Genomic DNA, 22,123 nt, shown 5'->3' with positions numbered 1-22,123 from the left:
TCGTCAGGAGGCCAGCTGCTCGCGGACCACGCCCGCGAGCCGCTCGGCCACCGCCTTGGCCTGCGCCTGGTCGGCCGCCTCGACCATCACCCGCACCAGCGGCTCGGTCCCGGACGGGCGCAGCAGCACCCGGCCGCTGCTGCCCAGCTCCTGCTCGGCCTCCTTGACCGCGGCGGCCAGCTCGGCGCTCTCGTTCACCCGGCTCTTGTCCACGTCCTTGACGTTGATCAGCAGCTGCGGCAGCCGGGTCATCACGGCGGCCAGCTCGGCCAGCGGCTGCTTGGTGGCGGCCAGCCGGGCGCCGAGCATCAGGCCGGTCAGGGTGCCGTCGCCGGTGGTCGCGTGGTCCAGCAGGATCACGTGGCCGGACTGCTCGCCGCCCAGCGCGTAGCCGTGCTCCTTCATCGCCTCGAGCACGTAGCGGTCCCCCACCGCGGTCTCGACCAGGCCGATCCCCTCGCGCTGCATCGCCAGCTTGAAGCCCAGGTTGGCCATCACGGTGCCGACCGCGGTGTTGCGGCGCAGCGTGCCGGCCTCGCGCATGGCCAGCGCCAGGACCGCGATGATCTGGTCGCCGTCCACCTCGTTGCCCTCGGCGTCGGCGGCCAGGCAGCGGTCGGCGTCGCCGTCCAGCGCGATGCCCAGGTCCGCCTTGTGCTCGCGCATCGCCTGCTTGAGCCCGTCCAGGTGGGTGGAGCCGACACCGTCGTTGATGTTCAGGCCGGTCGGCTCGGCGCCCAGGGTGAAGACCACCTCGGCGCCGGCCCGGGCGAAGGCCTCGGGCGCCACCCGGGCGGCCGCGCCGTGGGCGCCGTCGATGACCACCTTGACGCCGTCCAGCCGGTTGGGCAGCACGGCGACCAGGTGGGCGACGTACTTGTCGAAGCCCTCGGTGTACTCGTGCACCCGGCCGACGCCGCCGCCGGTGGGCCGCGGGCGGTTCAGCACGCCCGTGCTGTGGCCGCGGTAGTCGGCCTCGATCGCGTCCTCGATCGCGTCGTCCAGCTTGTGGCCGCCGCGGGCCAGGAACTTGATGCCGTTGTCCGGCATCGCGTTGTGGCTGGCCGAGAGCATCACGCCGAAGTCGGCGCCGAGCGCGCCGGTCAGATAGGCGACGGCGGGGGTGGGCAGCACGCCGACCCGCAGTACGTCCACCCCGGACCCTGCCAGGCCCGCGATCACGGCGGCCTCGAGGAACTCACCGCTGGCGCGCGGGTCGCGTCCGACCACCGCCACCGGGCGCCGACCGCCGAAGCCGCCCGCGTCGCCCAGCACGTGCGCGGCGGCCATCGACAGGCCGAGCGCGAGTTCGGCGGTCAGGCCCTCGTTGGCCACACCGCGTACGCCGTCCGTACCGAAGAGTCGTGCCACAGTCCCGTCCTTCGTTGCGTAAGGAGTCCCTGGCCGCCTGACCGGCACAGGGAGCACAACGCCCCGGGGCACATGAAGTGCTCCGGGGCGTGGGTCCCACCTGCGGGGTGCGCACCAAGGGCGGTACGCACCCCGGGGCGTGACTAGCGCTTGCTGTACTGCGGGGCCTTGCGGGCCTTCTTGAGACCGGCCTTCTTGCGCTCGACGGCGCGGGCGTCACGGGTCAGGAAGCCGGCCTTCTTGAGGGCGCCGCGGTTGTTGTCCACGTCGGCCTCGTTCAGCGCACGGGCCACGCCGAGGCGCAGCGCGTAGGCCTGACCGGACACGCCGCCACCCGCGATGCGGGCGATGACGTCGTAACGGCCGTCCAGCTCAAGGAGCTTGAAGGGCTCGTTCACGGTCTGCTGGTGCACCTTGTTGGGGAAGTAGTTCTCCAGGGTGCGACCGTTGATCTTCCACTTGCCGGTGCCCGGGACGATGCGCACGCGGGCGATCGCCTCCTTGCGACGGCCAAGGCCGGCGCCGGGGATGGCCTCGGCGAAGCGGCCGGCCAGCGACTCGGAGGTGTAGGTCTCCTCCTCGGACGTGTACTCGGTCACGTCCTCGTCGAAGTCGACCTCAAGGGTGGTCTCGATGGCAGCGTTCTCGGCCACGATGTTCCTCAGCTTTTCTTAGTTAAGGGCTTGGGTGGCCGGAATTACTGCGCGACCTGGGTGATCTCGAACGGCACCGGCTGCTGCGCAGCGTGCGGGTGCTGGTCGCCCGAGTAGACCTTCAGCTTGGAGAGCATCTGACGGCCCAGGCTGTTCTTGGGGATCATGCCCTTGATGGCCTTCTCGACGGCCTTCTCCGGGTTCTTGTCCAGGAGGTCGTCGTAGCGCACCGAGCGCAGACCACCCGGGAAGCCCGAGTGGCGGTAGGCCAGCTTCTGGGTCTTCTTGTTACCGGACAGGTGCACCTTGTCGGCGTTGATGATGATGACGAAGTCACCAGTGTCAACGTGCGGCGCGTAGATCGCCTTGTGCTTGCCCCGGAGGAGGTTGGCGGCCTGGGAGGCCAGGCGGCCGAGCACGACGTCGGTCGCGTCGATGACGTGCCACTGACGCTGGACGTCGCCGGGCTTGGGGCTGTACGTACGCACGGTCGTAGCCTTCGCTTTTCAGTGAGTGAGTCCTGACAGGAGCACCTGGACGAGGGATCAGCCTGGTCCCGCTTGGACGCAATTCAAGGGGAGCCGCTGGTCATCGGCCTGGTATCTCCGGCGTACCGACCTCTCACGTGAGATGGAGCGAGCCAATACGCACAACAAGGGCCCAGACTACCGGCTCCCCACAGCCAGACCAAATCCCCCCGCCCGGCCCACTCCGGCGTCACCGTTCCCGGCCCACCCCGGCGTCACCGTTCCCGCTGCACGCGCGTCTCGTCCCACACCGGCTCCGGCGACTCGTAGACCCGGCCGTCGCTGCCGAAGACCAGGAAGCGGTCGAAGCTCTTCGCGAACCAGCGGTCGTGGGTCACGCAGAGCACCGTGCCCTCGAAGGCCTCCAGCCCCTCCTGCAGCGCCTCCGCGCTCTCCAGGTCGAGGTTGTCCGTCGGCTCGTCCAGCAGCAGCGCGGTGACCCCGTCCAGCTCCAGCTTGAGGATCATCAGCCGGGCCTGCTGGCCGCCGGACAGCGACTCGAACCGCTGCTCCTCCTGCTTGTCCAGCTCGTACCGGCGCAGCGCGCCCATCGCGGCGCCGCGGCTGAGCGCGTGCTCCTCCTCGATGATCGAGCGGACGGTCCGTCCGAGCAGCTCCGGGTGGGCGTGGGTCTGCCGGAAGTGGCCGGGCACCACCCGGGCGCCGAGCCTGAACCCGCCGCTGTGCTTGACCGACTCGTCGCCCGCGAGCAGCCGCAGGAAGTGCGACTTGCCGGAGCCGTTGGAGCCGAGCACCGCGACCCGCTGGCCGTAGAAGACCTCCAGGTCGAAGGGCTTCATCAGACCGGTGAGCTCCAACTGCTCGATGGTCAGCGCCCGCACCCCGGTCCGGCCGCCCTTGAGCCGCATCGTGATGTTCTGCTCGCGCGGCGGCTCCTCCGGCCGGCCGGCCTCCTCGAACTTCTTCAGCCGGGTCTGCGCGGCGGCGTAGCGGGTGGCCAGGGCGTGGCTGACCGAGGCCGCCTGCCGCAGGTTGACCACCAGCTTCTTGAGCTTGGCGTGCTCCTCGTCCCAGCGCCGGCCGAGTTCCTCGAAGCGGGCGAAGCGCTCCTTGCGGGCCTCGTGGAAGGAGTCGAAACCGCCACCGTGCACCCAGACGGAGCTGCCGCCCCCGCCGAAGCCCGACTCGATGCTGATGATCTTGTCCGCGCAGCGGGAGAGCAGCTCGCGGTCGTGCGAGATGAACAGGACGGTCTTGGAGGTGGCCTTGATCGCCTCCTCCAGCCAGCGCTTGCCGGGGACGTCCAGGTAGTTGTCCGGCTCGTCGAGCAGGATCACCTCCTCGGGGCCGCGCAGCAGCGCCTCCAGGACCAGGCGCTTCTGCTCGCCGCCGGAGAGCGTGTTCAGGCCACGGAACTGGGCGCGCTCGAAGGGCATCCCGAGCGCCGCCATGGTGCAGACGTCCCAGTCGGTCTCGTAGTCGTAGCCGCCGGCATCGGCCCAGTCGGAGAGCGCCTGGGCATAGGCCATCTGCGACTTCTCGTCGTCCTGCGCCATCATCGCCAGCTCGGCCGCGTCCACCGCCTTGGCGGCCTGCGCGATCCGGGCGGGGGCGACCGAGACCAGCAGGTCCCGGACCGAGGCGTCGGCGGGCAGCGCGCCCGGCGTCTCGCGCTGGTCCTCGCGGCCGGTGGTGCCGACGAACTGGCGCATCACGCCGAGCCCGCCGCTGACCGTCACCGTCCCGCCGTGCGGCTGGGTGTCGCCCGCGATCATGCGCAGCAGCGTGGTCTTGCCGGCTCCGTTGGCACCCACCAGGGCGACCGCGGAGCCCTCGCCGACCCGGAAGGACGCGTCGTCGAACAACACCCGTCCGTCCGGCAGGTAGTACTCAAGGTGTGAAATCTCGACGTGTCCCATAGGCCGAAATTGTGCCCACGCCCGGGGGTCGCCACCAAATGGATTAGCTCTGGCCGGGCAGCGTGCGCATCCGGCGGGCCAGCCGGCCCCGCTCGGCGAGCTGGTCGTCGGCCGGGTAGCCGACCTCCTCCAGGGTCAGTCCGTACGGCCGGATCACGTTGACCGCGCTGTTGCGCACCCCGCCGGCCAGCACCTCGCCGGGGAACTCCACCGGTCGGTGCCCGTCGCCGACCAGCAGCATCGCGCCGACCAGGGCCCGGACCATGTTGTGGCAGAAGGCGTCGGCCCGGACCGTGGCGACCGCCAGCGAGCCCTCCTGGGCCGCGTACGGGTCCATCGGCACCCGGTCCCAGTGCAGTTCCAGCAGGGTGCGGATGGTGGTCGCGCCCTCGCGCTTCTTGCAGTACGCGGCGAAGTCGTGCTCGCCGAGCAGCAGCTTGGCCGCCTCGTTCATCCGGTCGATGTCCAACGGGCGGTCGTGCCAGAGCACATGGCCGCGCAGCAGCGGGTCCACGCCGCCGGGGTGGTCGGCCACCCGGTAGGCGTAGCGGCGCCAGATCGCGGCGAACCGGGCGTCGAAGCCGGCCGGCGCCTCGCCGACCCGGTAGATCCGGACATCGGCCGGCAGCCGCCCGGCGAGCCGGCGCAGCAGCTTCTCGCCGTGCTCGGCCCAGAGCTCCACCGGCAGGTCGACGTGCGCCACCTGGCCGCGCGCGTGCACCCCGGCGTCGGTGCGCCCTGCCACGGTCAGCGGGTAGAGCGCGGAGCTGCGGGTGACGATCTGCAGCGCGCTCTCGATCTCCTCCTGCACGGTGCGCCGGCCGCGCTGGCGGGCCCAGCCGGAGAACTCGGCGCCGTGGTAGGCGAGATCGAGCCGGATCCGGACGAACCCCTCGGCCGGGCCGTCCTGACGCAGCGGCTGCTCCGGCTGCTCGCAATCCTTGAGCACTGCTCACTCCCACTCAGTAACGAAGGGGCCCAGTCGGTAACGAACGGGCCCGCTCCCCCACCGGAGTGGGGAAGCGGGCCCGGACTCACACCTTGCGGTGTCAGGCGTTGTCGCCCTCGGTCGCCTCGGCGGCCGGCGCGGCGTCGGCCGGAGCCTCGGCAGCGGCGGGGGCCTCAGCGGCCTCCTTGGCGGCACGCTTGGTGGCACCCTCGGCCTCGCCGACGGCGGTCTGCGCGACGGTCAGCGCCTCGACCAGCTCGATCACGGCCATCGGGGCGTTGTCGCCACGACGGGGACCGATCTTGGTGATGCGGGTGTAGCCACCGGGACGGTTCTCGTAGCGCGGCGCGATCTCGGTGAAGAGGGTGTGCAGCACGGAGACGTCGGTGATCGTCTTGCGGACGATGCGACGGTTGTGGATGTCACCGGCCTTGGCCTTGGTGATCAGCTTCTCCGCCAGCGGGCGCATCCGACGGGCCTTGGCCTCGGTCGTGGTGATGCGGCCGTACTGGAAGAGCTCCCGGCAGAGGCCGGCGAGCAGCAGCGGCTCGTGGTGCGGGCCACCGCCGAGGCGGGCACCCTTCGCGGGACGGGGCATGGTAGCTCCTTCAATCTCCGAATCCGGCCGTATCAGGTACCGGAACGGGCGTACGGGCACGGTTGCCCGGACGGCTTAGTGGGGGTCTGGGGGTTGTCCCCCGCAGAGCCCTGTGTGCATCGAACAGGGGCGACCCGAGGGCCGCCCCCGTCCAAACTCAGTACTGCTCGGTCTCGGCGTAACCCGCGTCGTCCAGGTCGTCGGCGCCGAAGGCGTCGGCGGCCGCGGTCGGGTCGAATCCGGGCGGGCTGTCCTTGAGGGCCAGGCCCATGCCGGCCAGCTTCGCCTTGACCTCGTCGATCGACTTCGCACCGAAGTTGCGAATGTCGAGCAGGTCCGCCTCCGAGCGGGCGACGAGCTCACCCACGGTGTGGATGCCCTCGCGCTTGAGGCAGTTGTACGACCGAACGGTGAGCTCGAGCTCCTCGATCGGCAGCGCCAGATCGGCGGCCAGGGCGGCGTCCGTCGGGGACGGGCCCATGTCGATGCCCTCGGCGTCGATGTTCAGCTCGCGGGCGAGACCGAACAGCTCCACCAGGGTCTTACCGGCCGAGGCCATGGCGTCACGCGGGCGCATGGCGGGCTTGGTCTCGACGTCGACGATCAGCTTGTCGAAGTCGGTCCGCTGCTCGACACGGGTGGCCTCGACCTTGTAGGTGACCTTCAGCACGGGGCTGTAGATCGAGTCGACCGGGATCCGGCCGATCTCCTGGCCGGAAGCCTTGTTCTGCACGGCGGAGACGTAGCCGCGACCGCGCTCGACGGTCAGCTCCATCTCCAGCTTGCCCTTGCCGTTGAGCGTGGCGAGGACCAGCTCGGGGTTGTGCACCTCGACACCGGCCGGGGGCGCGATGTCGGCGGCGGTGACCACACCCGGGCCCTGCTTGCGCAGGTACATCACGACCGGCTCGTCGTGCTCCGAGGAGACGACCAGCTGCTTGATGTTGAGGATGAGGTCGGTGACGTCCTCCTTGACGCCCGGCACGGTGGTGAACTCGTGCAGGACACCGTCGATCCGGATGCTGGTGACAGCAGCGCCGGGGATCGAGGAGAGGAGCGTGCGGCGAAGCGAGTTGCCGAGGGTGTAGCCGAAGCCCGGCTCCAGCGGCTCGATGACGAACCGCGAGCGGTACTCGTCGACAACCTCTTCGGTCAGCGAGGGACGCTGAGCGATCAGCATGTTTTCAGATCCTCCAGTTGTCTTCGGCACCCACTATTTGATGCCGAACAAGACCAGCGTACGGGGTCCCGTCGAACAGGACCCCGTACGCGGTTTAAAACAGTCGCACCCGAAGGCGACGCGTCAGACGCGGCGACGCTTCGGCGGGCGGCAGCCGTTGTGCGGGGTGGGGGTGACGTCCTGGATCGAACCCACCTCCAGGCCGGTGGCCTGGAGCGAGCGGATCGCGGTCTCGCGGCCGGAGCCCGGACCCTTCACGAAGACGTCGACCTTGCGCATGCCGTGCTCCTGCGCACGACGCGCGGCGGCCTCGGCGGCCATCTGCGCGGCGAACGGGGTCGACTTGCGCGAGCCCTTGAAGCCGACGTGGCCGGCGGAGGCCCAGGAGATCACGTTGCCCGCGGGGTCGGTGATCGAAACGATGGTGTTGTTGAACGTGCTCTTGATGTGGGCGTGCCCGTGAGCGACGTTCTTCTTTTCCTTGCGGCGGATCTTCTTCGCGCCGGCAGCCTGACGACCCTTGGGGGGCATAAGTCTGTTTCTCCTACTGAGGTGATCGGTCCGCTAACCCGCGGGCCGGAGGGATGTCCGGTTAACGGGCGGACTACTTCTTGCCCGGCTTCTTCTTGCCGGCAATCGCGCGACGCGGGCCCTTGCGGGTACGCGCGTTGGTGTGGGTGCGCTGACCGCGGACGGGCAGGCCACGGCGGTGACGCAGACCCTCGTAGCAGCCGATCTCGACCTTGCGGCGGATGTCGGCGGCCACCTCACGGCGCAGGTCACCCTCGACACGGAAGTTCGTGTCGATGTAACGCTGCAGCGCGACGAGGTCGTCCTCGGAGATGTCGCGAACGCGGATGTCGGGGTTCACGCCCGTCTCGGCCAGCGTCTGCTGGGCGCGGGTACGGCCGATGCCGTAGACGTACGTGAGGGCGATCTCGATCCGCTTCTCGCGGGGGAGATCAACGCCGGCGAGGCGTGCCATTCATGGCTCCTGTTTTTCTTCAGAGGTCTTACGTGCTGCCTACTCGATCGCCTCTCGGCGAGCGAGCCCCGGCCTCTGACCGGGGGTGGCAGTCCGTCCCACAGGGGGGGCGGATCGGGCAGCCCGCGTATGACATTGTGCGCGTCGCGCGAAGTACTACGAGAAATGCGGGACGATCAGCCCTGGCGCTGCTTGTGGCGCAGGTTGTCGCAGATCACCATGACCCGGCCGTGACGGCGGATCACCTTGCACTTGTCGCAGATCTTCTTGACGCTCGGCTTGACCTTCATGAGTCTTGGCCTCCGGGCTCTCGATCGATCTGACGTTGTTACTTGTAGCGGTAGACGATGCGTCCGCGCGTGAGGTCGTAGGGGCTGAGCTCCACGACCACGCGGTCATCCGGGAGGATACGGATGTAGTGCATCCGCATCTTGCCGCTGATGTGCGCGAGGACCTTGTGACCGTTCTGCAGCTCAACCTTGAACATGGCGTTCGGGAGAGACTCGATCACGGTGCCCTCGATCTCAATGGCGCCTTGCTTCTTTGCCATGAACTGCGAGATCCACCTTCCGGGACCGGCTACCGTATGCGGCACGCTCGTGCGAACCTGGGTTCACCCCGACCCTCAGCGGGAAGAGGGCGTGCTGAAGCACGCTACGAGTGAGCCGACGGTCCATCCTACGCTACCGTCCGCTCAGCGACCAAAACGGCCGACCGCCTCAGCGCTGCGCGCCGATGGTCATCGGCTGGACCGCCGCGGTGCAGGCCGAGCAGCGGCTGGCCGCCTCCGGGATCTCGGTCAGGCACTCGGGGCACGGGCGCTTGGCGACCTTGGGCTTCTTCGGCAGGTACCGGGCGGTGGCCTTGGTGACCGGCAGCACCACGCAGAAGTAGAGCACCGCGGCGGTCATGATGAACGCGATCAGCACGTTCAGGAACTCGCCGTACGGGAAGGTGACGCCGACCAGCTTGAAGGTGTAGGTGCTGAAGTCGCCGGTCGCGCCGACCACCACACCCACCAGCGGGGTCAGGAAGGCCTTCACGAACCCGGTGACCACCGCCGTGAACGCCGACCCGATCACGATGCCGACGCCCATGTCGACGACGTTGCCGCGCATCAGGAAGTCGCGGAAGCCCTTGAGCACTTGTTACCCCTATTGTCCGATTTCGCCAGCTGCTCGAAGCAGAGACGATACCGGCTCAGCCCAACGGGTCGGGAGCCGCGGTCACACCAAGTGCCGCGAGCTGCGCCTTTCCACCGTCGAAGGCGGTCAGCACCAGCGGGCCCTGCTCGGTGACGGCCACCGAGTGCTCCCAGTGCGAGGCCCAGGTGCCGTCGTTGGTGACCACGGTCCAGTCGTCCTCGAGCACGCTGGTGTGCGGGGTGCCCAGCGAGACCATCGGCTCGATCGCCAGCACCGTGCCCGGCACCAGCTTGGGGCCCTTGCCGCGGCCGCGCTCCACGTAGTTCAGCACGTGCGGCTCCATGTGCATCGCGGTGCCGATGCCGTGGCCGCCGTAGCCCTCGGTGATGCCCCACTTGCCCTTGGGGGGCAGCGGCTGACGGCGGATGAAGCCCTCGATCGCCTTGGAGACGTCGACCAGGCGGTTGTTCTTCTTCATCTGCGCGATGCCGGCCCACATCGAGCCCTCGGTCACCTTGCTGAGCATCGCCACCTCGGGAGCGACCTCGCCGACGGCGACCGTGATCGCCGCGTCGCCGTGCCAGCCGTCCAGGATCGCGCCGCAGTCGATGGAGATCACGTCGCCCTCCTGCAGCACCCGCTCACCGGGGATGCCGTGCACCACCTCGTTGTTGACCGAGGCGCAGATCACCCCGGGGAACCAGAGGCCGCCGTGGTGGGCGCGGAAGTTCGAGGTGGCGCCGTGCTCGGTGATCACCTTGTCCGCGATGTCGTTGAGCTCCTGGGTGCTCACCCCGGGGGCCACCGCCTCGCGGCAGGCCTTGAGCGCCTCGGCGACGACCAGCCCGGCGGCTCGCATCTTGGCGATCTGCTCGGGGGTCTTGATCTCCACCATCTGGCCAGTGCCTTTCGTCAGTTTCTTCGCTGTACCCCGCCCGGACTCCGCCCGACGGCCGTTCCACTCCCCCACCGTACGACGCCCAACGGCCGCGACACCCCGCAAAGGGGTGCCGCGGCCGTGGGCACGCGGTGGGTCCGCTCGGTCCTACTTGTCGCGCTCCAGCGCGTCGATCGCGCGCTGGGTGACCTCGTCCACCTTGCCGAGCGCGGGGATGGTGGTGACCAGGCCCTGCTGGACGTAGTAGTCGATGATCGGCTCGGTCTTGCTGTGGTACTCCTCCAGCCGGACCCGCACCGACTCCTCGGTGTCGTCCGAGCGCTGGTACAGCTCGCCACCGCACTCGTCGCAGACGCCCTCGACGGCCGGCGGGTTGTAGACCACGTGGAAGACGTGGGCGCCGTCGTTGCGGCAGAGCCGACGGCCGGCGATCCGCTTGACCACCTCGTCCTCGGGAACCTCCAGGTCGAGCACCCCGTCCAGGGCGATGCCCTGCTCGGCGAGGAACTCGTCCAGGGCCTTGGCCTGCTCCAGGTTGCGCGGGAAGCCGTCCAGCAGGAAGCCCTGGGCGGTGTCCGACTGCAGGAGACGGTCCTTGGCCATCCCGATGGTCACCTCGTCCGGTACCAGGAGGCCCTGGTCCATGTAGCCCTTCGCCTCGAGCCCCAGCGGGGTGCTCTGGCTGATGTTGGCCCGGAACAGGTCACCGGTCGAGATGTGGGGAATGGACAGGGTCTTGGCGAGCACATGCGCCTGAGTACCCTTCCCGGCCCCGGGAGGTCCGACGAGGACGATACGCATCAGCGGAGGAACCCTTCGTAATTACGCTGCTGGAGCTGGCTCTCGATCTGCTTCACAGTTTCGAGTCCGACGCCGACGATGATGAGGATGCTGGTGCCGCCGAACGGGATGGTTGTGCTCGCGTTGAGGGCGACCAGGCCGATCATCGGGATCAACGCGATGAGGCCCAGGTAGAGCGAACCCGGCCACGTGATGCGGGTGAGCACGTAGTTCAGGTACTCGGCCGTCGGTCGGCCGGCCCGGATGCCCGGGATGAAGCCACCATACTTCTTCATATTGTCGGCAACTTCTTCGGGGTTGAAGGAGATCGCGACGTAGAAGAAGGCGAAGAACACGATCAGCACGAAGTACGTGACCATGTAGATCGGGTGGTCGCCCTTGGTGAAGTTCTGCTGCACCCAGACCGCCCAGCCGGCCTTGCTGTTGGTCAACTGCGCCACCAGCGCCGGGATGTACAGCAGCGAGGAGGCGAAGATGACCGGGATCACACCGGCCTGGTTGACCTTCAGCGGGATGTAGGTCGAGGTACCGCCGAAGGCGCGGCGCCCGATCATGCGCTTGGCGTACTGCACCGGGATCCGGCGCTGTCCCTGCTCGACGAAGATGACCAGCACCACCACGACGATGCCGACCGCGATCACCGCGAAGAAGTCCACCCAGCCGCCGGCCAGCGTGCCGGCCTTCTTGATCGACCAGAGGTTGCCGGGGAAACCGGAGGCGATCGAGGTGAAGATCAGGATCGACATGCCGTTGCCGATGCCGCGGTCGGTGATCAGCTCACCCAGCCACATGATCACGGTGGTGCCGGCGGTCATGGTGATCACCATGACCGCGATCCGGAACACCGAGGTGTCCGGCACCACCTGGTTGCCCACCGGGCAGGTGGAGAAGAGCGCGCCGTTCGAGGCGGTGGCGACGATACCGGTGCCCTGCAGCACCGCGAGCGCGATGGTCAGGTACCGGGTGTACTGCGTGATCTTCGCGGTACCGGCCTGGCCCTCCTTCTTCAGCGCCTCGAGTCGCGGGATCACGACGGTCAGCAGCTGAAGGATGATGCTGGCGGTGATGTACGGCATGATGCCGAGCGCGAAGATCGTCAGCTGCAGCAGCGCGCCGCCGCTGAACAGGTTGACGAGCCCGAACAGGCCGCTCTTGCTGCCGTTCACGCACTCGTGAACGGCCTTGAAGTTCACGCCGGGTACGGGAACGTGCGCGCCCATCCGGAACAGCACCATGATGCCCAGCGTGAACAGCAGCTTCTTGCGCAGGTCGGGCGTCTTGAACGCCCGCGCGAACGCACTGAGCACGGTGCCTCCTGCGCCTCCCGCGCGTCGTCGGCGGGAGGGTCGGTCCTGATGGACAGGGTCTATGTCGGTCGTGTTCCCAGGGGTTTGCGGCAGGCGACTGCTGCAACCTACAAGGGAACTCCACGGACTCTAACAGTGTGTGGCCACTTGGCAGAAGCGCGCAGACCGCGGGGTTGCCGCAGCTCGGCCCAGATGCCCGGTTTTGGCCGGGCTTGCACGCGAAAGCCGTGGTGATGAGCACGCGAAAGACAGAGCCCCGCCCCTCGAACGAGGGACGGGGCTCTGTCTCTGACGGTGTGTCAACCAGCTCTGGTGGCCCGGGAAACGGGTCAGATGAGCTCGGTGACGGTGCCGCCGGCAGCAGTGATCTTCTCGGCCGCGGAGCCGGAGACGGCGTCCACCGAGACCTGCAGCGCGACGGAGATCTCGCCGGTGCCGAGCACCTTGACGAGCGAGTTCTTGCGAACCGCGCCCTTCTCGACGAGACCCTCGACCGTGACCTCGCCACCCTGCGGGTAGAGCTCGGCCAGCTTGTCGAGGTTGACCACCTGGAAGGTGATCTTGAAGGGGTTCTTGAAGCCCTTCAGCTTCGGCAGGCGCATGTGGAGGGGCATCTGGCCACCCTCGAAGCGCTGCGGAACCTGGTAACGGGCCTTGGTGCCCTTGGTGCCACGACCGGCGGTCTTACCCTTGGACGCCTCACCACGACCGACACGGGTCTTGGCGGTCTTGGCACCCGGGGCGGGACGCAGGTTGTGGATCTTGATCGGGTTGTCAGACATGATCAGTCCACCTCCTCGACCGTGACGAGGTGACGCACGGTCTGGGCCATCCCGCGGATCTCGGGACGGTCCTCCTTGACGACCACATCGTGCATGCGCTTCAGACCCAGCGAGCGCAGCGTCTCGCGGTGGTTCTGCTTGCTGCCGATGTAGGACTTGGTCTGGGTGATCTTCAGGCGAGCCATCAGACACCAGCCCCAACCGCAGCGGCGGTGCCGGCGGCGCGAGCGCGCAGCAGGGCAGCCGGAGCCACGTCCTCCAGCGGCAGGCCACGACGGGCCGCGATCTCCTCGGGGCGCACGAGGCCCTTCAGAGCAGCCACGGTGGCGTGCACGATGTTGATCGCGTTGTCCGAGCCGAGCGACTTCGACAGGATGTCGTGAACGCCGGCGCACTCCAGGACGGCACGCACCGGGCCACCGGCGATAACACCGGTACCGGGGGAAGCCGGCTTCAGCAGCACGACGCCGGCAGCCTTCTCGCCCTGGATCGGGTGCGGGATGGTGCCCTGGATACGGGGAACCTTGAAGAAGTTCTTCTTGGCCTCCTCAACACCCTTGGCGATGGCGGCCGGAACCTCCTTCGCCTTCCCGTAACCGACACCCACGGTGCCGTCACCGTCGCCCACCACGACCAGCGCGGTGAAGCTGAAACGACGACCACCCTTGACAACCTTGGCGACACGGTTGATCGCGACAACGCGCTCGACGTAAGCAGTCTTCTCGACGGCGGGGGCGTTGCCCCGGTCGTCACGCTTACGGTCGCGCCGCTCGCCACCGGTGCCGCCGCCGGCGCCGCTACCGCGGCGCTGGGGTCCAGCCATTGGAATTACCTCTCTCGATTACGTCCGTCGACTGAGTCGACGAGCGGCTTAGAAGTCGAGCCCGGCCTCGCGGGCCGCGTCCGCCAGGGCGGCGATGCGGCCGGCGTACCGGTTGCCCGCGCGGTCGAAGACGACCGACTCGATGCCGGCAGCCTTGGCGCGCTCGGCGACCAGGCTTCCGACCTTCTTGGCCAGCTCGGTCTTGTCGCCCTCGGCGCCCTTGATGGACACGTCGAGGGTGGACGCCGACGCCAGGGTGTGACCCTTGGCGTCGTCGATGACCTGGGCGACCATGTGGCGGTTCGAGCGCGTCACAACGAGGCGCGGACGCACCTCGGTGCCGACGACGCGCTTGCGAACACGGATCGCGCGGCGCTTGCGGGCGGCGGCCTTGTAGGCGTTGCCCTTGCCGATCTTGACAGAGACGGTCATGGCTTACTTACCACTCTTTCCGACCTTGCGGCGGATGACCTCGCCCGCGTACTTGACGCCCTTGGCCTTGTACGGGTCGGGCTTGCGCAGCTTGCGGATCTTGGCCGAAACCTCACCGACCAGCTGCTTGTCGATACCGTCCACGTGGAACTTGGTGGGCGACTCGACCACGAAGGAGATGCCCTCCGGGGCCTCGATCAGGATCGGGTGGCTGTAGCCGAGCTGGAACTCCATCGCGGAGCCCTTCGCTGCGACTCGGTAACCAACACCGCTGATCTCCAGCGACTTGCGGTAGCCCGCGGTCACGCCGGTGATCATGTTCGCCACCAGCGTGCGGGAAAGCCCGTGCAGGCTCTTCGACAGACGCTCGTCGTTCGGGCGAGTGACAACCAGAGTGCCGTTCTCGTCCTTGCCGATCTCGATCGGCTCGGCGACGACGTGGGTGAGGGAGCCCTTCGGGCCCTTCACCGAGACCGCCTGGCCATCGATGGTGACGTCCACGCCGGCGGGAACCGGGATGGGCAGCCGTCCAATGCGCGACATTGCTGTACCTCCGTTTCCCGAATTACCAGACGTAGGCGAGAACTTCTCCGCCTACGCCCTTCTTGGCGGCCTGCTTGTCCGTGAGGAGACCCGAGGACGTGGAGATGATCGCCACGCCCAGGCCGCCGAGGACCTTCGGCAGGTTGGTGGACTTTGCGTAGACCCGCAGGCCCGGCTTGCTGATGCGCTTGATACCAGCGATCGAGCGCTCGCGGTTGGGACCGAACTTGAGCTCGATGGTCAGCTTCTTGCCGACCTCGCCCTCGGCCGGCTCCTCGACCTTCCAGCTGGAGATGTAACCCTCCTGCTGCAGGATCTCCGCGACGTGCGACTTGATCTTGCTAGCCGGCATCGCCACGGTGTCGTGGTACGCCGAGTTCGCGTTACGCAGACGCGTGAGCATGTCTGCGATGGGGTCGGTCATGGTCATGATGGCCTCAGGCCTCTCTCGCCGTGGTTTCTCCGCGCCAGGTCCCCCCACCGCACTCCGAGAAGTGCGGCAGGGGCACAGACGCAGGGGACCTGCGGCGTTAGTAAGACTGGGTGCGAGCCCCTCCAAAGAAGGGCCGCGAACAGCTACGGAGCTGCCGCGGCGGGGGCCCGACCCCACTACCTTACGGGAATCCGTACAGAGACCCAAAAGTGAGGGGGTCGGGCACCGCTTGCCTCGCAGTTGTGCGCCGAGGGCTACTGGTTACCAGGAGCTCTTGGTCACGCCCGGCAGCTCGCCGCGGTGCGCCATCTCACGGAGGCACACACGGCACAGGCCGAACTTGCGGTACACCGAGTGCGGACGGCCGCAGCGCTGGCACCGGGTGTAAGCCCGGACGCCGAACTTCGGCTTACGCTCGGACTTCGCGATGAGGGACTTCTTCGCCATTGCCTACGCCTCCTTGAACGGGAAGCCCAGAGCGCGCAGCAGCGCCCGGCCCTCGTCGTCGGTCTGAGCGGTGGTCACGACGGTGATGTCCATACCGCGCTGACGGTCGACCTTGTCCTGGTCGATCTCGTGGAACATAACCTGCTCGGTCAGACCGAAGGTGTAGTTGCCACGGCCGTCGAACTGCTTGGGGGAGAGACCGCGGAAGTCACGGATACGCGGCAGAGCCAGCGACACCAGACGGTCCAGGAACTCCCACATGCGGTCACCACGGAGGGTGACGTGGGTGCCGATCGGCTGGCCCTCGCGCAGCTTGAACTGCGCGATGGACTTACGAGCCTTGGTCACGGCAGGCTTCTGACCGGTGATCGCGGTCAGGTCCTTGATCGCGCCCTCGATCAGCTTGCTGTCACGGGCAGCCTCGCCGACACCCATGTTGACCACGACCTTGACCAGGCCGGGGATCAGCATGACGTTCTCGTACGAGAACTCCTCCTGCAGCTGGCCCTTGATCTCGGCGTTGTAACGCGCCTTGAGGCGGGGGGCCACCTTCTCAACGTTCTCGATGGTCGTCTCAGACATCAGATGTCCTCACCGGTTCGCTTGGCAACGCGGATCTTGTTGCCCTCGTCATCGAAGCGGTAACCAACGCGAGTGACGACCTTCTTGCCGTCCTTCTCCACGACCAGCTGCACGTTGGAGACGTGCACCGGAGCCTCGACGGTGATGATGCCACCGGCGGTGCCCTGGCCGGGCTTGGTGTGCTTCTTGACCCGGTTCACACCCTCGACGAGGACCTTGTTCTCGGCGGGCATGGCCTGAATGACCTTGCCCTGCTTGCCGCGGTCCTTGCCGGTGATGACCTGAACCAGGTCACCCTTCTTGATCTTCATGCTGTTCGCCATGGGTTAGAGCACCTCCGGCGCCAGCGAGATGATCTTCATGAACTTCTTGTCACGCAGCTCGCGGCCCACCGGGCCGAAGATGCGGGTGCCACGGGGGTCACCGTCGGTGTTCTTGAGCACGACGGCGGCGTTCTCGTCGAACCGGATGTACGAACCGTCGGGACGACGGCGCGACTTCACGGTACGGACGATGACGCACTTGACGACGTCGCCCTTCTTGACGGTGCCACCGGGGATCGCGTCCTTGACGGTGGCGACGATGACGTCCCCGATACCGGCGTAGCGGCGACCGGAGCCACCGAGAACGCGGATGCAAAGGATTTCCTTCGCGCCCGTGTTGTCGGCGACGCGCAGTCGCGACTCCTGCTGGATCACAGCTTTCTCCTGATCGTCAACGAGAGTCGACGGGCCGGCCGCTGCTCACACCAGCGGCCCTCGCGGGACCTGGTGCACATACGGCCGTACCTCATCGGCTTCGTTACTTGGCCTTCTCGAGGATCTCGACGACGCGCCAGCGCTTCGTCGCGGACAGCGGACGGGTCTCCGCGAGGAGCACCCGGTCGCCGATGCCGCAGGCGTTGGCCTCGTCGTGCGCCTTCAGCTTGTTCGTACGGCGGATGACCTTGCCGTACAGAGCGTGCTTGACGCGGTCCTCGACGGCGACGACGACGGTCTTGTCCATCTTGTCGCTGACGACGAGACCCTCACGGGTCTTGCGGAAACCGCGCGTCTCGTTGGTGTTCTCAGTCATCAGGCGTTCTCCACCGTCTCGATGCCCAGCTCGCGCTCGCGCATCAGGGTGTAGATCCGCGCGATGTCCTTACGGACCAGCCGGAGCCGTCCGTGGTTGTCGAGCTGTCCGGTCGCCGCCTGGAAGCGGAGGTTGAACAGCTCCTCCTTGGCCTCACGAAGCTTGGCAACGAGACCCTCGTTGTCCAGCTCGCGCAGCTCAGCAGCCTTGGTGCCGGCCGACATCAGCTCTCACCTGCCTCGCGCCGGACAATCCGGCACTTCATCGGGAGCTTGTGAGCAGCGCGGGTGAGCGCCTCACGAGCAACCTTCTCGTTGGGGTAGGACAGTTCAAACATGATCCGTCCCGGGTGAACGTTGGCGATCCACCACTCCGGCGAACCCTTACCGGAACCCATGCGGGTCTCGGCCGGCTTCTTGGTGAGGGGACGGTCCGGGTAGATGTTGATCCAGACCTTGCCGCCACGCTTGATGTGACGGGTGATGGCGATACGAGCGGACTCGATCTGCCGGTTCGTCACGTAGGCCGGGGTGACGGCCTGGATGCCGTACTCGCCGAACGCGAGCTCGGTGCCACCCTTCGAAGCGCCGCGGCGCTTCGGGTGGTGCTGCTTGCGGTGCTTGACCCGACGGGGGATCAGCATGACGGTCAGGCCTCCGTTCCGGTGCTCTCGGCAGCCGGGGTCTCCGTCACCGGGGCCGCGGAGGCCTCGGCAGCGGGACGACGGCCACCACGGGCGCCACCGCGCTCGCCGCCACGGCCACCGCGCTCGCCGCCACGCGCGGGGCGGGCGTCGTTGCGGGCCGGACGGTTGCCCGAGCGGGCAGCAGCGTTCTCAGCGCGGACCTCGGCGATGTTCTTGACGTCGCCCTTGTAGATCCAGACCTTCACGCCGATGCGGCCGAAGGTCGTCTTGGCCTCGAAGAAGCCGTAGTCGACGTTCGCACGAAGGGTGTGCAGCGGCACACGGCCCTCGCGGTAGAACTCCGAACGGCTCATCTCGGCGCCGCCGAGACGACCGGAGCACTGGACCTTGATGCCCTTGGCGCCGGACTTCATGGTGCCCTGCATCGACTTGCGCATGGCACGGCGGAACGACACGCGGGAGGACAGCTGCTCCGCGACGCCCTGAGCCACGAGCTGGGCGTCCAGCTCGGGGTTCTTGACCTCGAGGATGTTCAGCTGGACCTGCTTGCCGGTCAGCTTCTCGAGGTCGCCGCGGATGCGGTCGGCCTCGGTGCCACGGCGACCGATGACGATGCCGGGGCGAGCGGTGTGGATGTCGACGCGGACGCGGTCGCGGGTGCGCTCGATCTCAACCTTCGAGATGCCGGCGCGCTCCATGCCCTTCGTCATCATGCGACGAATGGCAACGTCTTCCTTGACGTAGTCCTTGTACAGCTTGTCGGCGTACCAGCGGGACTTGAAGTCCGTGCTGATGCCGAGGCGGAACCCGTGCGGGTTAACCTTCTGGCCCATTACCGGGTCCCTTCCTTGCTGCTGACGACCACGGTGATGTGGCTGGTCCGCTTGCGGATCCGGTAGGCACGGCCCTGGGCACGCGGACGGAACCGCTTCAGGGTCGGACCCTCGTCAACGTACGCCTCGCTGATGACGAGGTCGTCCACGTTGTTGTGGTTGTAGTTGTGCACGGCGTTGGCGATGGCGCTGTCGAGCACCTTGCCGACCGGCACGGTGGCGGCCTGCGGAGCGAACCGCAGGATCGCCTGGGCCTCCGTGGCGTTCAGGCCACGGATGAGGTCCACCACGCGGCGGGCCTTCATGGGCGTGACGCGGATGTACCGCGCCTGGGCCCTGGCTTCCATGGTTGTCCCCTTGCTGGTGTAAGTCATTTGAGTCGTTTGGCAGTTCTGCCGGCGACTAGCGACGCTTCGACTTGCGGTCGTCCTTGACGTGGCCGCGGAAGGTGCGCGTCGGCGCGAACTCGCCGAGCTTGTGGCCGACCATCGACTCGGTGACGAACACCGGGACGTGCTTGCGACCATCGTGAACCGCGATCGTGTGACCGAGCATGCTCGGGCTGATCACGGAGCGACGGGACCAGGTCTTGATGACGTTCTGGGTACCCGCCTCGTTCTGCGCGTCCACCTTCTTGATGAGGTGGCCGTCGATGAAGGGGCCCTTCTTGAGACTGCGCGGCATCTGACCTGCTCCTAGCGCTTCTTGTTGGTCTTGCGGCGGCGCACGATGAGGGCGTCCGAAGCCTTGCCGGGCTTACGGGTGCGACCCTCCTTCTGGCCCCACGGCGAAACCGGGTGGCGACCACCAGAGGTCTTACCCTCACCACCACCGTGCGGGTGGTCGATCGGGTTCATGGCCACACCACGCACGGTCGGGCGGACGCCCTTCCAGCGCATACGGCCGGCCTTGCCCCAGTTGATGTTCGACTGCTCGGCGTTGCCGACCTCGCCGACGGTGGCGCGGCAGCGCACGTCGACCAGGCGGATCTCACCGGAGGGCATGCGCAGGTGCGCCATGCGACCCTCACGGGCGAGCAGCTGAATGCCGGAACCGGCGGAGCGGGCCATCTTGGCACCGCCACCGGGACGCAGCTCCACCGCGTGAATGGTGGTACCGACCGGGATGTTGCGCAGCGGCAGGTTGTTGCCCGGCTTGATGTCGGCCGTCGGGCCGTTCTCGATCCGGTCACCCTGCGCGACGCCGCGCGGCGCGATGATGTAGCGCTTCTCGCCGTCCGCGTAGTGCAGGAGCGCGATGCGCGCAGTGCGGTTGGGGTCGTACTCGATGTGCGCGACCTTGGCCGGCACGCCGTCCTTGTCGTGACGACGGAAGTCGATCACGCGGTAGGCGCGCTTGTGTCCGCCACCCTGGTGGCGAGCGGTGATACGACCGGCGTTGTTACGGCCGCCCTTGCTGTGCAGGGGGCGAACCAGCGACTTCTCCGGCGTGGACCGCGTGATCTCTACGAAGTCGGCCACGCTGGAGCCGCGACGGCCCGGCGTAGTCGGCTTGTACTTGCGGATGCCCATTTGGCTCTCTCGTCCTCGTCCTTATCGACGATCACGATCCCCGTTAGGAGACCGGACCACCGAAGATGTCGATGCGGTTGCCCTCAGCCAGCGTCACGATGGCGCGCTTGGTGTCCTTGCGCTTGCCAAAGCCCGTCTTGGAGCGCTTGCGCTTGCCCTGACGGTTGAGCGTGTTGACGGACTCGACCTTGACCGAGAAGACCGCCTCGACGGCCTGCTTGATCTGGGTCTTGTTGGCACCGGGCGACACGACGAACGTGTACTTGTTCTCGTCGAGGAGCGCGTAGCTCTTCTCGGAGATGACCGGCTTCACCAGGACGTCACGGGGGTCCGTGAACGTCTTGCTCGTGATGTCTGCAGCCATCAGGCGGCGCTCCCTTCGAGCTCGCCCTCAGCAGCCACAGCCTTGGCGGACGCGGCGGGACCCGCCACGAAGCGCTCGAAAGCAGCCTGGGTGAAGACCACATCGTCGGAGACGAGCACGTCGTAGGTGTTCAGCTGACCGGCGTCCAGGATGTGCACGTTCGGCAGGTTGCGGGCGCTCTTCAGACCCAGCTCGTCGGCACGCTCGACGACGAGGAGGATGTTCTTGCGCTCGGTGATCTTGCCGAACAGGCCCTTGGCGGCCTTGGTCGACGGCGTCTCGGTCGCGGTCACGCCGGTGATGACGTGAATCCGCTCGTGGCGGGCCCGGTCGGTGAGCGCGCTGCGCAGGGCGGCGGCGATCATCTTCTTCGGGGTCCGCTGCGAGTAGTCGCGCGGCACGGGACCGTGCACGACGCCACCGCCGGCGAACTGCGGCGCACGGGTCGAGCCCTGACGAGCCCGGCCGGTGCCCTTCTGGCGGTACGGCTTGCGGCCGCCGCCTCGGACCTCGCCGCGGGTCTTGACCTTGTGGGTGCCCTGACGGGCCGCAGCGAGCTGCGCCACAACGACCTGGTGCATCAGCGGAACGCTGACCTTGGCGTCGAAGATCTCGCCCGGCAGCTCGAGGCTGCCGGCCTTGTCGCCGGAGGGCGACAGGATGTCAATGGTGCTCATATCCTTCACAGCCCCTTCGCCGCGGTGCGGACGAGGACGAGGCCGCCGTTCGGGCCCGGGATCGCACCCTTGATCAGGAGCAGACCCTTCTCCGCGTCAACCGCGTGCACGGTCAGGTTCTGGGTGGTCACGCGCTCGTGGCCCATCCGGCCGGCCATCTTCAGGCCCTTGAACACACGACCCGGGGTGGCGCAGCCACCGATCGAGCCGGGCGAACGGTGCTTGCGCTGCACGCCGTGACCGGCGCCGAGGCCCTTGAAGTTGTGACGCTTCATGACACCGGCGAAGCCCTTGCCCTTGGAGGTGCCGGTCACGTCGACCTTGACACCCGCCTCGAACAGCTCAGCGGTGATCTCCTGGCCCAGCGTGTACTCGGACGCGTCCGAGGTACGCAGCTCGACCAGGTGGCGGCGCGGGGTGACACCGGCCTTGGCGAAGTGGCCCGCGAGGGGCTTGTTCACCTTGCGGGGGTCGATCTCGCCGAAGCCGATCTGCACGGCGTCGTAGCCGGTGCTGTCAGCGGTGTGGATCTGGGTCACGACATTGGGCCCGGCCTTGACGACGGTCACCGGAACGATCCGGTTGTTCTCGTCCCAGACCTGGGTCATGCCGAGCTTCTCGCCCAGGATGCCCTTAATCTGCTTTGCCATCTTCGTCGCGC

General features: G+C 67.6%; 35 protein-coding genes. All 35 read right to left on the bottom strand.

Annotated features, from left to right (window positions below; all coding sequences use genetic code 11):
• Positions 1–3: 3 nt before the first annotated feature.
• The 35 genes from glmM to rplC all read right to left on the bottom strand — a co-directional run bounded on the left by glmM (position 4) and on the right by rplC (position 22,112).
• Entirely contained in the window at positions 4–1,371 is a 1,368-nt protein-coding gene (gene glmM / locus BR98_RS26480; RefSeq protein ID WP_035848209.1) for a phosphoglucosamine mutase, read from the bottom strand.
• A gap of 143 nt (positions 1,372–1,514) precedes the next feature.
• Entirely contained in the window at positions 1,515–2,006 is a 492-nt protein-coding gene (rpsI, locus tag BR98_RS26475; RefSeq protein WP_035853977.1) for a 30S ribosomal protein S9, read from the bottom strand.
• A gap of 62 nt (positions 2,007–2,068) precedes the next feature.
• Entirely contained in the window at positions 2,069–2,512 is a 444-nt protein-coding gene (rplM, locus tag BR98_RS26470; RefSeq protein ID WP_035848207.1) for a 50S ribosomal protein L13, read from the bottom strand.
• Between the two features lie 254 nt (positions 2,513–2,766).
• Entirely contained in the window at positions 2,767–4,431 is a 1,665-nt protein-coding gene (locus tag BR98_RS26465; RefSeq protein ID WP_035848205.1) for an ABC-F family ATP-binding cassette domain-containing protein, read from the bottom strand.
• 43 nt (positions 4,432–4,474) lie between these two features.
• Complete coding sequence (gene truA / locus BR98_RS26460) at positions 4,475–5,380, bottom strand: tRNA pseudouridine(38-40) synthase TruA (RefSeq protein WP_232247602.1); 906 nt, start codon at positions 5,378–5,380, stop codon at positions 4,475–4,477.
• A 100-nt stretch (positions 5,381–5,480) separates the two neighbouring features.
• The gene (rplQ, locus tag BR98_RS26455; RefSeq protein ID WP_035848203.1) at positions 5,481–5,978 is read right to left on the bottom strand and encodes a 50S ribosomal protein L17; all 498 of its coding nucleotides are present in this window, start codon (positions 5,976–5,978) and stop codon (positions 5,481–5,483) included.
• A gap of 157 nt (positions 5,979–6,135) precedes the next feature.
• Positions 6,136–7,158 (bottom strand): DNA-directed RNA polymerase subunit alpha, encoded by a 1,023-nt coding sequence (locus tag BR98_RS26450; RefSeq protein WP_035848201.1) that lies wholly within the window; start codon positions 7,156–7,158, stop codon positions 6,136–6,138.
• Between the two features lie 123 nt (positions 7,159–7,281).
• Positions 7,282–7,689 carry a 30S ribosomal protein S11 gene (gene rpsK, locus BR98_RS26445; RefSeq protein ID WP_030232513.1) on the bottom strand — a complete coding sequence of 136 codons (408 nt, stop codon included), beginning with the start codon at positions 7,687–7,689 and terminating at the stop codon, positions 7,282–7,284.
• A gap of 73 nt (positions 7,690–7,762) precedes the next feature.
• Positions 7,763–8,143, bottom strand: coding sequence for a 30S ribosomal protein S13 (rpsM, locus tag BR98_RS26440; RefSeq protein ID WP_035848199.1), 381 nt, complete (start codon positions 8,141–8,143; stop codon positions 7,763–7,765).
• A 176-nt stretch (positions 8,144–8,319) separates the two neighbouring features.
• A complete protein-coding gene (gene rpmJ, locus BR98_RS26435) occupies positions 8,320–8,433 on the bottom strand; it encodes a 50S ribosomal protein L36 (RefSeq protein WP_003956441.1) in 114 nt (37 codons plus the stop codon).
• Positions 8,434–8,471: 38 nt separating this feature from the next.
• A complete protein-coding gene (gene infA, locus BR98_RS26430) occupies positions 8,472–8,693 on the bottom strand; it encodes a translation initiation factor IF-1 (RefSeq protein WP_003956442.1) in 222 nt (73 codons plus the stop codon).
• A gap of 169 nt (positions 8,694–8,862) precedes the next feature.
• Positions 8,863–9,288 (bottom strand): large conductance mechanosensitive channel protein MscL, encoded by a 426-nt coding sequence (gene mscL, locus BR98_RS26425; protein WP_035848196.1) that lies wholly within the window; start codon positions 9,286–9,288, stop codon positions 8,863–8,865.
• Between the two features lie 55 nt (positions 9,289–9,343).
• Positions 9,344–10,183: a type I methionyl aminopeptidase gene (gene map / locus BR98_RS26420; RefSeq protein WP_035848192.1), complete on the bottom strand. Its 840-nt coding sequence runs from the start codon at positions 10,181–10,183 to the stop codon at positions 9,344–9,346.
• Between the two features lie 150 nt (positions 10,184–10,333).
• On the bottom strand, positions 10,334–10,987 hold the full coding sequence (locus BR98_RS26415; RefSeq protein WP_035848189.1) for an adenylate kinase: 654 nt from the start codon (positions 10,985–10,987) through the stop codon (positions 10,334–10,336).
• The gene (secY, locus tag BR98_RS26410) at positions 10,987–12,294 is read right to left on the bottom strand and encodes a preprotein translocase subunit SecY (protein ID WP_035848187.1); all 1,308 of its coding nucleotides are present in this window, start codon (positions 12,292–12,294) and stop codon (positions 10,987–10,989) included. Before secY ends, BR98_RS26415 begins: the two co-directional genes overlap by 1 nt.
• A 329-nt stretch (positions 12,295–12,623) precedes the next feature.
• Positions 12,624–13,076, bottom strand: coding sequence for a 50S ribosomal protein L15 (gene rplO, locus BR98_RS26405; protein WP_035848185.1), 453 nt, complete (start codon positions 13,074–13,076; stop codon positions 12,624–12,626).
• A 2-nt stretch (positions 13,077–13,078) separates the two neighbouring features.
• Positions 13,079–13,261 carry a 50S ribosomal protein L30 gene (rpmD, locus tag BR98_RS26400; protein ID WP_030300409.1) on the bottom strand — a complete coding sequence of 61 codons (183 nt, stop codon included), beginning with the start codon at positions 13,259–13,261 and terminating at the stop codon, positions 13,079–13,081.
• Positions 13,261–13,899, bottom strand: a complete 639-nt coding sequence (rpsE, locus tag BR98_RS26395) for a 30S ribosomal protein S5 (protein WP_035848182.1) — start codon at positions 13,897–13,899, stop codon at positions 13,261–13,263. Before rpsE ends, rpmD begins: the two co-directional genes overlap by 1 nt.
• A 48-nt stretch (positions 13,900–13,947) precedes the next feature.
• Positions 13,948–14,331, bottom strand: a complete 384-nt coding sequence (gene rplR, locus BR98_RS26390) for a 50S ribosomal protein L18 (RefSeq protein WP_035848180.1) — start codon at positions 14,329–14,331, stop codon at positions 13,948–13,950.
• 3 nt (positions 14,332–14,334) lie between these two features.
• Positions 14,335–14,874, bottom strand: coding sequence for a 50S ribosomal protein L6 (gene rplF / locus BR98_RS26385; protein ID WP_035848177.1), 540 nt, complete (start codon positions 14,872–14,874; stop codon positions 14,335–14,337).
• Positions 14,875–14,896: 22 nt separating this feature from the next.
• Positions 14,897–15,304: a 30S ribosomal protein S8 gene (gene rpsH / locus BR98_RS26380; protein WP_035848175.1), complete on the bottom strand. Its 408-nt coding sequence runs from the start codon at positions 15,302–15,304 to the stop codon at positions 14,897–14,899.
• A gap of 264 nt (positions 15,305–15,568) precedes the next feature.
• On the bottom strand, positions 15,569–15,754 hold the full coding sequence (locus BR98_RS26375) for a type Z 30S ribosomal protein S14 (RefSeq protein WP_030055830.1): 186 nt from the start codon (positions 15,752–15,754) through the stop codon (positions 15,569–15,571).
• Positions 15,755–15,757: 3 nt separating this feature from the next.
• Positions 15,758–16,336: a 50S ribosomal protein L5 gene (gene rplE / locus BR98_RS26370; RefSeq protein ID WP_035848173.1), complete on the bottom strand. Its 579-nt coding sequence runs from the start codon at positions 16,334–16,336 to the stop codon at positions 15,758–15,760.
• Positions 16,336–16,647 carry a 50S ribosomal protein L24 gene (rplX, locus tag BR98_RS26365; RefSeq protein WP_035853973.1) on the bottom strand — a complete coding sequence of 104 codons (312 nt, stop codon included), beginning with the start codon at positions 16,645–16,647 and terminating at the stop codon, positions 16,336–16,338. Before rplX ends, rplE begins: the two co-directional genes overlap by 1 nt.
• A gap of 15 nt (positions 16,648–16,662) precedes the next feature.
• Positions 16,663–17,034, bottom strand: a complete 372-nt coding sequence (gene rplN, locus BR98_RS26360) for a 50S ribosomal protein L14 (protein WP_035848171.1) — start codon at positions 17,032–17,034, stop codon at positions 16,663–16,665.
• A gap of 103 nt (positions 17,035–17,137) precedes the next feature.
• Complete coding sequence (rpsQ, locus tag BR98_RS26355) at positions 17,138–17,410, bottom strand: 30S ribosomal protein S17 (protein WP_030055826.1); 273 nt, start codon at positions 17,408–17,410, stop codon at positions 17,138–17,140.
• Positions 17,410–17,634: a 50S ribosomal protein L29 gene (gene rpmC, locus BR98_RS26350; protein ID WP_035848170.1), complete on the bottom strand. Its 225-nt coding sequence runs from the start codon at positions 17,632–17,634 to the stop codon at positions 17,410–17,412. Before rpmC ends, rpsQ begins: the two co-directional genes overlap by 1 nt.
• Entirely contained in the window at positions 17,634–18,053 is a 420-nt protein-coding gene (gene rplP / locus BR98_RS26345) for a 50S ribosomal protein L16 (RefSeq protein ID WP_035800849.1), read from the bottom strand. The genes rpmC and rplP overlap by 1 nt, the downstream gene beginning before the upstream one ends.
• Before the next feature lie 5 nt (positions 18,054–18,058).
• Positions 18,059–18,889 (bottom strand): 30S ribosomal protein S3, encoded by an 831-nt coding sequence (rpsC, locus tag BR98_RS26340; protein ID WP_035848168.1) that lies wholly within the window; start codon positions 18,887–18,889, stop codon positions 18,059–18,061.
• Positions 18,889–19,236 (bottom strand): 50S ribosomal protein L22, encoded by a 348-nt coding sequence (gene rplV, locus BR98_RS26335; RefSeq protein WP_035848166.1) that lies wholly within the window; start codon positions 19,234–19,236, stop codon positions 18,889–18,891. Before rplV ends, rpsC begins: the two co-directional genes overlap by 1 nt.
• Positions 19,237–19,291: 55 nt before the next feature.
• Positions 19,292–19,573 (bottom strand): 30S ribosomal protein S19, encoded by a 282-nt coding sequence (rpsS, locus tag BR98_RS26330; protein ID WP_035848164.1) that lies wholly within the window; start codon positions 19,571–19,573, stop codon positions 19,292–19,294.
• 11 nt (positions 19,574–19,584) lie between these two features.
• Positions 19,585–20,421 carry a 50S ribosomal protein L2 gene (gene rplB / locus BR98_RS26325; RefSeq protein WP_035848162.1) on the bottom strand — a complete coding sequence of 279 codons (837 nt, stop codon included), beginning with the start codon at positions 20,419–20,421 and terminating at the stop codon, positions 19,585–19,587.
• A gap of 43 nt (positions 20,422–20,464) precedes the next feature.
• A complete protein-coding gene (rplW, locus tag BR98_RS26320) occupies positions 20,465–20,785 on the bottom strand; it encodes a 50S ribosomal protein L23 (RefSeq protein ID WP_035848160.1) in 321 nt (106 codons plus the stop codon).
• Positions 20,785–21,462, bottom strand: a complete 678-nt coding sequence (gene rplD / locus BR98_RS26315) for a 50S ribosomal protein L4 (RefSeq protein WP_035848157.1) — start codon at positions 21,460–21,462, stop codon at positions 20,785–20,787. The genes rplW and rplD overlap by 1 nt, the downstream gene beginning before the upstream one ends.
• A 5-nt stretch (positions 21,463–21,467) precedes the next feature.
• Positions 21,468–22,112 carry a 50S ribosomal protein L3 gene (gene rplC / locus BR98_RS26310; RefSeq protein WP_035848154.1) on the bottom strand — a complete coding sequence of 215 codons (645 nt, stop codon included), beginning with the start codon at positions 22,110–22,112 and terminating at the stop codon, positions 21,468–21,470.
• Between the last annotated feature and the right edge of the window lie 11 nt (positions 22,113–22,123).

It is taken from the genome of Kitasatospora azatica KCTC 9699, from assembly GCF_000744785.1.
GTDB classification, from domain to species: Bacteria; Actinomycetota; Actinomycetes; order Streptomycetales; family Streptomycetaceae; genus Kitasatospora; species Kitasatospora azatica.
This window is presented reverse-complemented; position numbering and strand designations above follow the sequence as displayed.